Genomic DNA, 296 nt, shown 5'->3' on the forward strand with positions numbered 1-296 from the left:
GCAGTAATGGCTGGGTGGAAATCGACAACAACATCGCAGAGAACGCCTTACGGGGAGTGGCCGTAGGCCGGAAAAACTGGCTGTTCGCGGGTTCCGACAGCGGTGGCGAACATGCGGCGGTGTTGTACTCGCTGATCGGCACATGCCGTCTGAACAATGTGGAACCAGAAAAATGGCTGCGTTACGTCATTGAGCATATCCAGGATTGGCCGGCAAACCGGGTACGCGATCTGTTGCCCTGGAAAGTTGATCTGACCTCTCAGTAAATATCAATACGGTTCTGGCGAGCCGCTTAC

General features: G+C 54.7%; 1 protein-coding gene. It reads left to right on the forward strand.

Going from position 1 to position 296, the window contains the following annotated elements; all coding sequences use genetic code 11:
- The coding region (locus OGY15_RS01550) for a transposase domain-containing protein (protein ID WP_024202596.1) at nt 1-266 on the forward strand (266 nt) is incomplete at its 5' end.
- Nucleotides 267-296 lie beyond the last annotated feature (30 nt).

Source organism: Citrobacter sp. Cu231 (assembly GCF_030332265.1).
In the GTDB taxonomy this organism is placed as follows: Bacteria; Pseudomonadota; Gammaproteobacteria; order Enterobacterales; family Enterobacteriaceae; genus Citrobacter; species Citrobacter meridianamericanus.